The sequence below is a fragment of the Kitasatospora sp. NPDC040550 genome, from assembly GCF_055594965.1.
Genome location: NZ_JBVIWC010000008.1, coordinates 293,272 through 302,988, shown reverse-complemented (window position 1 = coordinate 302,988; position 9,717 = coordinate 293,272). Strand labels below are relative to the sequence as shown.

General features: G+C 71.6%; 6 protein-coding genes, 2 pseudogenes and 1 riboswitch. Of the genes and pseudogenes, 2 read left to right on the top strand and 6 right to left on the bottom strand.

Annotated features, from left to right (window positions below; all coding sequences use genetic code 11):
• Nucleotides 1–270: pseudogene (locus tag ACZ58X_RS15240) on the top strand (ABC transporter ATP-binding protein); the annotation flags it as partial.
• Nucleotides 271–314: 44 nt separating this feature from the next.
• Nucleotides 315–2,870, top strand: coding sequence for an ABC transporter permease (locus ACZ58X_RS15235; RefSeq protein WP_470334108.1), 2,556 nt, complete (start codon nt 315–317; stop codon nt 2,868–2,870).
• A 250-nt stretch (nt 2,871–3,120) separates the two neighbouring features.
• On the opposite strand, the gene ACZ58X_RS15230 is transcribed toward ACZ58X_RS15235, so the two are convergent.
• From ACZ58X_RS15230 to ACZ58X_RS15205, 6 genes and pseudogenes are all read right to left on the bottom strand, one after another.
• Nucleotides 3,121–4,491, bottom strand: coding sequence for an NAD(P)/FAD-dependent oxidoreductase (locus tag ACZ58X_RS15230; RefSeq protein ID WP_470334107.1), 1,371 nt, complete (start codon nt 4,489–4,491; stop codon nt 3,121–3,123).
• A 428-nt stretch (nt 4,492–4,919) separates the two neighbouring features.
• Complete coding sequence (locus ACZ58X_RS15225) at nt 4,920–5,861, bottom strand: Ppx/GppA phosphatase family protein (protein ID WP_470334106.1); 942 nt, start codon at nt 5,859–5,861, stop codon at nt 4,920–4,922.
• 158 nt (nt 5,862–6,019) lie between these two features.
• Nucleotides 6,020–6,547 (bottom strand): annotated as a pseudogene (locus tag ACZ58X_RS15220) (DUF501 domain-containing protein); the annotation flags it as partial.
• On the bottom strand, nt 6,519–6,992 hold the full coding sequence (locus ACZ58X_RS15215) for an FtsB family cell division protein (protein WP_470334105.1): 474 nt from the start codon (nt 6,990–6,992) through the stop codon (nt 6,519–6,521). The gene ACZ58X_RS15215 and the pseudogene ACZ58X_RS15220, both read right to left, overlap by 29 nt.
• Nucleotides 6,993–7,155: 163 nt before the next feature.
• Nucleotides 7,156–8,442: a phosphopyruvate hydratase gene (gene eno, locus ACZ58X_RS15210; RefSeq protein ID WP_375884514.1), complete on the bottom strand. Its 1,287-nt coding sequence runs from the start codon at nt 8,440–8,442 to the stop codon at nt 7,156–7,158.
• Between the two features lie 268 nt (nt 8,443–8,710).
• Nucleotides 8,711–9,493, bottom strand: coding sequence for a transglycosylase family protein (locus ACZ58X_RS15205; RefSeq protein WP_470334104.1), 783 nt, complete (start codon nt 9,491–9,493; stop codon nt 8,711–8,713).
• A 1-nt stretch (nt 9,494) separates the two neighbouring features.
• Nucleotides 9,495–9,665, bottom strand: a riboswitch (cyclic di-AMP (ydaO/yuaA leader).
• Nucleotides 9,666–9,717: the final 52 nt, after the last annotated feature.

Here is a 9,717-nt window from a genome sequence, read left to right as displayed (position 1 = left end):
GCCGGAAAGCCCGACATCATCTTCGCCGACGAACCCACCGGCAACCTCGACTCCCGCTCCGGCGCCGAGATCCTCTCCTTCCTGCGCAACTCCGTACGCGAACTCGGCCAGACCGTCGTCATGGTCACCCACGACCCCGTCGCCGCCTCCTACGCCGACCGCGTCGTCTTCCTCGCCGACGGCCGAATCGTCGACGAACTCCACGGCCCCACCGCCGACACCGTCCTGGACCGCATGCGCCGCTTCGACGCCAAGGGCCGCACAAGCTGAGCCGGCGAGCCGACCGAAGCCCTCGAACCTCCCCAGGACACCTCATGTATCGCACCGCACTGCGCAATGTGCTGGCCCACAAGGGCCGCCTGCTGATGACGGCGCTGGCCGTCATGCTCGGCACCGCCTTCGTCGCCGGCACCATGGTCTTCTCCGACACCTTCGGCAAGGCCCTGCGCGACAGCAACTCCAAGAGCTACTCGGACGTCGCCGTCCAGGTCGTGGACCGCGCGGTCGGCCCCGGCGCCTCGACCAAGCACAAGGGCGAGGCCGGCGCCGGCCTCACCGACGACGTCGTCCAGCAGCTGGCCGGGCTGCCCGGCGCGGCGAGCGCGCGCGGCGTGGCCGGCGGCTTCACCGGGGTCGCCGACAAGAAGGGCAACCTGATCGGCCAGGTCTGGTCGGCCAAGGGCGCCAACTTCGCCCCCGGCCAGGACGGCCGGGACCCGCGCTACCCGATGACCGAGGGTCAGGGGCCGAAGAACGGCAAGGAGGTCGCCCTCGACCGCAGGACCGCCGACAAGGCGGGCTACAAGGTCGGCGACACCGTCCGGGTGGCCGCCAACGGTCCGGTGATCGAGGCGAAGCTCACCGGCGTCTTCACCACCGACGACCCGGTGGTGAACACCGGCGGCACGCTCACCCTGTTCGACAAGGCCACCGCCCAGCAGACGCTGCTGGAGCCGGGCCGCTACAGCAGCGTCGTGCTCACCGCCAAGCCCGGCACCTCCCAGGAGGCGCTGCTCGCCGAGGTCGAGTCGAAGGTCCCGGCCGCCCAGAAGTTCGACGTCGAGACGGGCGCCAAGCTGCAGGCGGACGAGCAGGAGCAGATCACCAGGGGCACCGACAGCATGCGCACCATGCTGCTGGTCTTCGCCTTCATCTCGCTCTTCGTCGGCATCTTCATCATCGCCAACACCTTCACCATGCTGGTCGCCCAGCGCACCAAGGAGCTCGCGCTGCTGCGGGCGATCGGCGCGAGCCGCAAGCAGGTGACCCGCTCGGTGCTGATCGAGGCGCTGCTGATCGGCACCGTCTCGGCGGCGGCCGGCCTGCTGGCCGGGATCGGGATCGGCGCCGGGATGCAGTCGCTGATCGGCTCGCTGGACGAGAACATGCCGAGCGGCGCGCTGGTGATCCAGCCGATGACCGTCGTGGTGACCCTCGTGGTGGGCGTGCTGGTGACGGTCCTGTCCGCCCTGCTGCCGGCCGTACGGGCCGCCCGGATCGCGCCGGTGGCCGCGATGAGCAGCGGCGACCAGCCGGCCAGCCAGAAGAGCCTGGTGGTGCGCAACGCCATCGGTTCGGTGCTCGCCGGCGGCGGCCTGGCGCTGATCGCCTACGGCGCCTCCACCGGCAACGACAGCGGCCGGATGCCGGTCGGCGCGGGTGCCTTCCTGGCCCTGATCGGCGTGTTCGTGCTGCTCCCGCTGCTCTCCCGCCCGGTGGTCGCCCTGGTCGGCCCGCTGCTGCGGGGGCTGGGCGGAACTCCCGGCAAGCTCGCCCAGCAGAACGCGGTGCGCAACCCGCGCCGCACCGCGGCCACCGCCGCCGCGCTCACCATCGGGCTGACCCTGGTCACCGGGCTGACCGTGATCGGCACCTCGGTCGGGGACACCATCGACCGGGCCGTCACCAAGTCGATGAAGGCCGACTACATCGTCTCGGCCGCCAACCACATGAGCCTCTCCGGGCAGGTGCCCGCCCAGATCGCCAAGGCGCCCGGGGTGGCGGCCTCCTCGCCGATGACGTCCTCCTACTGGAAGCTCGACGGCACCTACAAGGAGATCACCGGGCTGAACCCGGCGGTCCTGGACCAGATCGCCGACATCAAGCTGACCAGCGGTTCCGCCGCGGCCCTCGGCAAGGGCCAGCTGCTGGTGGACCGGGAGGTCGCGACCAAGTTCAACGTCACCACCGGCTCGACGATGGAGGTGTCCTACTCGGACGACTCCACCGGCCGGCTCACCGTCGGCGGCGTGTACGAGACGGGCGGCGTGCTCGGCTCGGTCCTGCTGGCCGACAGCGAGGTCGCCAAGCACGACCCGAAGCCGGACGTCCCCCAGATCCTGGTCAAGGGCAAGGACGGCGCCACCGCCGGGCTCAAGCAGTCGATCAAGGACGCCACGGGCGCCAACCCGGTGATCGAGGTCAAGTCCAAGCAGGACGTCCGGGACGAGTTCAGCCAGGTCATCACCTTCGCGCTGAACCTGATGTACGGCCTGCTGGGCATGGCGGTCCTGATCGCCGTCCTGGGCGTGATCAACACGCTGGCCATGTCGGTCTTCGAGCGCAAGCGCGAGATCGGGATGCTGCGGGCGATCGGCCTGGACCGGAGCGGCATCAAGCGGATGGTCCGGCTGGAGTCGGTGGTGATCTCGCTCTTCGGCGCCGGGATCGGCCTGCTGCTCGGCTGCTTCATCGCCTGGGCGATCAACGGGACGCTCAAGTCCAGCCTGAGCGGGCTGACCACCGTCCTGCCGTACGGCCAGCTGGCGCTGTTCCTGGGCCTGGCCGGGCTGGTCGGCCTGGTGGCCGCGATCTGGCCGGCCCGCCGGGCCGCCAAGCTGGACATCCTGTCGAGCATCAAGACCGACTGACACCCCGTCGGCCCGCTCCGTCCGCCCCCGGTCGCACCCCGCGACCGGGGGCGGACGCGCACCGGCACCGGGTGCGGGCGGGGCACGGCAGGAGCCCCTGCCGGAGGTTTCTCGGCAGGGGCTCCTCTACTGCTGTACTCCGCCCGGTCGCACGGCCGGCTGAGCACCACGGAGGTCGTGGTCCGGCGACACTGCCGGGCGGAGAGCCTCCGACTCATACCCCGGCGCTCCCACACCGGGGTCCAGTCGCTTACTTGCTGGCGAGCTCCTTGTCGGCGGCCGGCTTCGCGGCCTCGACGGCGGGCTTGGTGGGCGGCGTGACCTCCTGGATCGGAAGCTGCGGCTTCTCCATCTGGGAGAGGCCGACCGCTTCGCGCTTCAGGAACATCGCGAGGGTCCAGTCGGTGAAGACGCGGACCTTGCGGTTGAAGGTCGGGACCATCGCGCCGTGGTACAGGCGGTGGAACCACCAGGCCGGACGGCCCTTGAGCTTGTACTTGCCGAAGAGGATCGCCACGCCCTTGTGCAGGCCGAGACCGGCGACCGCACCCAGGTTCTTGTGCTTGTACTCCTTCTGCGGGAAGCCCCGCATGCCGGAGATCACGTTGTCGCCGAGGACGACGGCCTGGCGGCAGGCGTGCTGGGCGTTCGGCGGGCACCAAGCGCCCTCGCCGGCGGCGAGGTCCGGGACCTGGGCGTTGTCGCCGGCGGACCAGACGTAGTCGAAGCCCTGGACCTGGAGGGTCGGCGCCGTGTCGACGTGGCCGCGCGGGCCCAGCGGCAGGCCGAAGTTGGCCAGCACCGGGTTCGGCTTCACGCCGGCCGTCCACACGATGGTGGCGGCGTCCATCTCCATGCCGTTCTTGAGCACGACGTGGCCGTCGACGCAGGAGTCCATCGAGGTCTCGATGTAGACCTCGATGTCGCGCTCCTCGAGCTTCTCCTTGGTCCACAGACCGAGGTCCGGGCCCATCTCGGGGAGGATGCGGTTGGCCGCCTCGACCACGACGAAGCGCATGTCGTCGCGGCTGACGGTCTTGTACAGCTTGGCCGCGTCGCGGGCCATGTCCTCGACCTCGGCGACCGTCTCGATGCCGGCGAAGCCGCCGCCGATGACGACGAAGGTCAGGGCCTTGCGGCGGACCTCCTCGTCCGAGGTGGACTCGGCCTTGTCGAGCTGGGCCATGACGTGGTTGCGGAGGCCGATGGCCTCCTCGACCGTCTTCATGCCGATGCCGTTCTCCGCCAGACCCGGGATCGGGAAGGTGCGGGAGACCGAGCCGGTCGCGACGACCAGGTACTCGAAGGGCAGCTCGTAGCTGTCGCCGGCCGCCGGCTGGATGGTCGCGACCTTGCGGGCGTGGTCGATGCCGGTGACGGACCCGGTCAGCACCTCCGCCTGCTTGAGGGTCTTGCGCAGCGGCGCGACGAGGTTGCGGGGCGCGACGTTGCCGCCGGCCGCCTCGGGGAGGAAGGGCAGGTACGTCATGTACGACCGCGGGTCGACGACCGTGACGGTCGCTTCGCCGTAGCGCATCTTCTTGAGGATGCGCATCGCGGCATACAGGCCGACGTAACCACCGCCGACAATGAGGATGCGAGGACGCTCCGTGGTGCTCATATCCGAAAGTATCCAGCACCGTCCGGAGCAGCCTTCGTGAGCCCGGTCACAAGCTCATGGACACCCCGTGCTACACTTCGCGCCCGCAAAATCCGGCCCGGCGCACCGGCTCACGACCCCCGGCAGCCCCCCGCGAACGTGCGCCGGAGCACTACCCGGCTGAGCAGCAACGATCCGTACAGCGCCCGGGTTCCCGCTCGTGATTTCGATTTTCAAACCACGGACGAGGCCTGACCTGCGATCCAAGGGGCCGTACGACCGGAGGGCCTTCGGTCTCACAATTCGGGCGTAGCGGGCCACGGGGTGCGACGAAAGGCTGGATCGCCATGTGAAGAAATTCACGAAGGTTCTCGCACGCTCCCGGGCGCGCCCCGGCCCCGGCACCCCGAAAGGGGCGCCGGGGCCGGTGGGGTAAGGCCCGCGGACGGTCAGGAGGCCGTACTCCAGGCGATGCCGTCCAGGATGTCGTGCTCGCTCACGACCACCTCGGCGGCGCCGGTGCGGTCCATGATCTCCAGCAGTTCCAGCGCGCCCGCCGCGATCACGTCCACCCGGCCCGGGTGCATCGACGGGATGGCCGCGCGCTCGGCGTGGGTGGCGGCCAGCAGCTCGCGGGCGATCTCGGCGACCCGCTCGCGGCTGATCCGGGAGTGGTGGATCCGCTCCGACTGGTACGCGGGCAGGTCCTGGGCGATCGCGGACACCGTGGTCACCGTCCCGGCCAGGCCCACCAGGGTGGCCGCACCGGTCAGCGGGACGACCTCCTCGGCCTTGTCCAGCTCGGCCCGCACGTGCGCCCGGGCCTGCGCGATCTGCTCCGGCGAGGGCAGCTCGGCGCCGCCGAAGTGCCGCTCGGTCAGCCGCACGCAGCCGATGTCCACCGAGCGCGCCACCTGGACCTCCGCCCCGCCGAGCACGAACTCGGTGGAGCCACCGCCCAGGTCGAAGACGAGGTAGGGGGCGGGGAACTGCCCGCCGGCCAGCTCCTTGGTGGCACCGACGAAGGACAGGTGCGCCTCCTCCTCGCCGCTCACCACCTCCGGCTCGACGCCCAGGATGTCGCGCACGCCCTTGACGTACTCGTCGCTGTTCTCGGCGTCCCGGGAGGCGCTGGTGGCGACGAAGCGGGTGCGCTCCGGGCCGACGCCGAAGCCCGCGATGACCTCCCGGTACTCCCGGCAGGCGGCGAAGGTGCGCTCCAGCGCGTCCGGGTGCAGCCGACCGGTGCGGTCCACGCCCTGGCCCAGCCGGTTGATGATCATGCGGCGGTCGAGGTCGGTGATCTCGCCCGTCTCCGGGTCCAGGTCGGCGACCAGCAGCCGGATCGAGTTGGTGCCGCAGTCGATCGCGGCCACGCGGGTCGTGCTCACTCGGACTCCTGCTCCGCCGTCGCGTCCTGCGCCGCCGCGCCTTCCTCGGTGGCGCGCTTCTTCGCGGCCCGCTCGGCGGTCTTCTGCTGCTTGGCCGCGATCACGGCCTCGTGGTCCTGGTCCTTGGCACGGTTGCGCAGCACCCGCTCACCGGCCGCCTCGACCTCCGCCGGGGAGACGCACGGGCCCTTGGCCCACCAGTCCTCCAGCATGCCGATCGCCTCGTCGCCGAGCGGGTTGACGCCCTCTCCGGCCGCCAGCGAGTGGCCGACCAGCACGTGCAGGCACTTCACCCGGTCCGGCATGCCGCCGGCGCTCGGGAAGCCCTCCAGCACCTCGATCGCGTCACGCCGGGCGATGTAGTCCTCGTGCGCCCTCTGGTAGGCGGCGGCCAGCTCCGGGTCCTCGGCGAGCCGGGCCGTCTGGTCCTTCATCACGCCCTCCGCCTCCAGGGTGCCGATCAGCGAGGCGGCCTTGGGGCAGGTCAGGTAGTACAGCGTCGGGAACGGCGTGCCGTCCGGCAGCCGGGGGGCCGTCTCCACGACGTCGGGGTTGCCGCAGGGGCAGCGGTGCGCGACGCCGCGCAAGCCGCGCGGCACCCGGCCGAGCTGGGCGGCGATGGCCGCGACGTCGGCGTCGGAGACGGCGGGGTGGTTCTCAGTGGTCATGGGGGGTGGGGTCTCCAACGGAGGACGGGGGGAGCGGACGGGGTGCGGCGGGGGCCAGCGCGACGGCGTCGGCGGCGTCCACCGAGTCCCAGATGCTGGTGTACCAGGGTTTGGCGGCCTTCGCCGGGCCGGCGGCCGCGTCGGCGGCGGGAGCGGCCGGGGCGGAGGGCTGGGCGGCCGGACCGGCCGGGTCCACCGCGATGTACGGGGTCTCCCCCGGCACCGCGTAGTGCAGCCGGGCGCGGGCCTGCGCCTTGACGTACTCCGGGTCCTGCCAGCGCGCCTTGTCCCGGCGCAGCTGGTCGACCTGCTGGCGCGCGTGGTCGGCCTTCGCCCGCTGGGCGGAGATCTCGGCGCGCTGGGAGATGAACTGCCGCGTCGGGTAGGCCAGGATCGCCACCAGCGAGCAGAGCACCAGGACCAGGACGGTCGCCCGGCTCGTGAACCGAGGCCGGGCCGCCAAACCCGGGATCCTCCAGCCAGCCATCTCCCGTATCCCCTCCTGGTCGCGACGGTGCCCCGCCGTCCACCCTACGGGGTGAGCGGCGGGGCACCGGTCAGGCGTGCGCTACCGGGGGCCTCGGGCCCCCGGCGGCCGGGCCGGACGTCGCCCGGCCCGGGCGTGCTCAGCCCTCGTGCTTGAACCGCGGGAAGGCGCCGCGGCCGGCGTACTCGGCGGCGTCGTCGAGGATCTCCTCGATGCGCAGCAGCTGGTTGTACTTGGCGACGCGCTCGGAGCGGGCCGGGGCACCGGTCTTGATCTGGCCGCAGTTGGTGGCGACGGCCAGGTCGGCGATGGTGACGTCCTCGGTCTCGCCGGAGCGGTGCGACATCATGCAGCGGTAGCCGTTGCGCTGGGCCAGCTCGACGGCGTCCAGGGTCTCGGTCAGCGAGCCGATCTGGTTCACCTTCACCAGCAGCGCGTTGGCGGTGCCGGTCTCGATGCCCTTGGCCAGGCGGGCCGGGTTGGTGACGAACAGGTCGTCGCCGACCAGCTGGACCTTGTCGCCCAGCTTGACGGTCATGGCCTTCCAGCCGTCCCAGTCCGACTCGTCCAGCGGGTCCTCGATGGAGACCAGCGGGTAGGAGGCGACCAGCTCGGCGTAGTACTCGATGAGCTCGGCGGCCGACAGGGCCTTGCCCTCGAACTGGTAGGCGCCGTCCTGGAAGAACTCGGAGGCGGCGACGTCCAGGGCCAGCGCGATGTCGCGGCCGGGCACGTAGCCGGCCTTCTGGATGGCCTCGGTGATGAGGTCCAGGGCCTCGCGGTTGCTGTCCAGGTTCGGCGCGAAGCCGCCCTCGTCGCCGAGGCCGGTGGACAGGCCGCGCTCCTTCAACACGCCCTTGAGGGTGTGGTAGACCTCGACGCCCCAGCGGACGGCCTCGGAGAAGGACTCCGCGCCGATCGGAGCGATCATGAACTCCTGGATGTCGACGTTGGAGTCCGCGTGCGAGCCGCCGTTGAGGATGTTCATCATCGGGACCGGCAGGACGTGGGCGTTCGGGCCGCCCAGGTAGCGGAACAGCGGCAGGTCGCTGGCCTCGGAGGCGGCGTGCGCGACGGCCAGCGAGACGCCCAGGATGGCGTTGGCGCCGAGCGAGGACTTGTCCGGGGTGGCGTCCAGGTCGAGCATGGCCTGGTCGATCAGGCGCTGCTCGGTGGCGTCGTAGCCGACCAGCTCGGGGCCGATCTGCTCGATGACGGCCAGGACGGCCTTCTCCACGCCCTTGCCGAAGTAGCGGTTCTTGTCGCCGTCGCGCAGTTCGAGCGCCTCGAAGGCGCCGGTCGAGGCACCCGACGGAACAGCGGCACGACCCGTGCTGCCGTCGTCGAGGCCGACCTCGACCTCGACCGTGGGGTTGCCGCGGGAGTCGAGGATTTCACGGGCTACGACGACATCGATGGACGGCACGAAGCATCTCCTTGCGGAAGCAGGGTCCGGCCGCGGGTGGTGCTGCCGGCCGGACGATTGCGGAGTCGTTACGACCAGAGCCTAACCGCCCGGGCTCCCGGGGCCACGTCCGCCTGGGCTGCGTCTCACCGTGTGGCCCGGCTACCCACCGGTAGTTCACCTGCTCGTCCCGGTGCGTCCCACCGGGGCGGGCGGACGCGGACGGAGGGGGCCGCCGGGCGCGGCCCCCTCCGTGTCCAGCGTGTCGTCCGCCGTGGAACGGTCCGGCTCAGCCCAGGTGCAGGACCTGGCCGGGCACGATCAGGTCCGGGTTTCCGCCGACCGTGCCGCGGTTGCCGTCGTACAGCGCCTGCCAGCCGCCGGACACGCCCTGGGCGGTGGCGATGCCCGACAGGGTGTCGCCGTCCCGCACGGTGTAGTCGTGGCCGGTCGTGGCGGCCGGGGCCTGGGCGGCCCGCGGGGCGGCGTGCTTGGGGGCGTACTGCTGCGCCGACGGGTCGGCGGGCTTCTCGGCCTGCTTCGGCGCGGCGTGCTTCGGCGCGTACTGCTGGACCGGCTTCGGCTGGGCGGGCTTCGCGGCGGCCTTGGGGGCCTGCTGCTTGGGCGCCTGCTTCTGGGCCTGCTGCTTCTGCGGCTTGGCGTCCGAGGAGGTGTCCACCTCGGCCGGGGCGCCGCCCTTGCTCAGGCCGGCCTTCTTGGAGCAGACCGGCCAGGCGCCGGGGCCCTGCGAGGCGAGGACCTTCTCGGCGACCGCGATCTGCTGCGCCTTGCTGGCCTGGTTGGCCTGCGCCGCGTACGCGGTGCCGCCGTACGCCTTCCAGGTGCTGGAGGTGAACTGGAGGCCGCCGGAGAAGCCGTTGCCGGTGTTGATGCTCCAGTCGCCGCCGCTCTCGCACTGGGCGACGGAGTCCCAGACGGAGGCCGGGGCGGCGGAGGCGCCGGTGGCGGTGAGGAGCGGCAGTGCGAGTCCGACGCCGGCCACACCGGCGACGGCGATGGCCTTCTCGGCCTGGGTGCGACGACGATGACGGCCAGTTCCAACGAACAGCATGAAGGTCCCTCTCCGCACGCCTGCGAGGTGAGCTGTCGGGTTCGGACCGGGAGGTGGCCCGGCCGCCGTCTGCGGAATCGAATCCGCGCGGGCGGCTTCACCCCAAGCCGTGGAGGAACGGCAACAAACCTGGTTCCCCCGCCCCTGCCCAGGGTTCTGGTCGGTTTCCCGTGACGCGGCGGGCAGGATTCGGCGTCCCGCGCACGAGGTCCGCAGCTGCGAAC

Excerpts from the sequence above, each read along its gene's own strand:
- ACZ58X_RS15235 (WP_470334108.1), top strand. The coding sequence starts at position 315 with ATGTATCGCACCGCACTGCGCAATGTGCTGGCCCACAAGGGCCGCCTG.
- ACZ58X_RS15230 (WP_470334107.1), bottom strand. The coding sequence starts at position 4,491 with ATGAGCACCACGGAGCGTCCTCGCATCCTCATTGTCGGCGGTGGTTAC.
- ACZ58X_RS15205 (WP_470334104.1), bottom strand. The coding sequence starts at position 9,493 with ATGCTGTTCGTTGGAACTGGCCGTCATCGTCGTCGCACCCAGGCCGAG.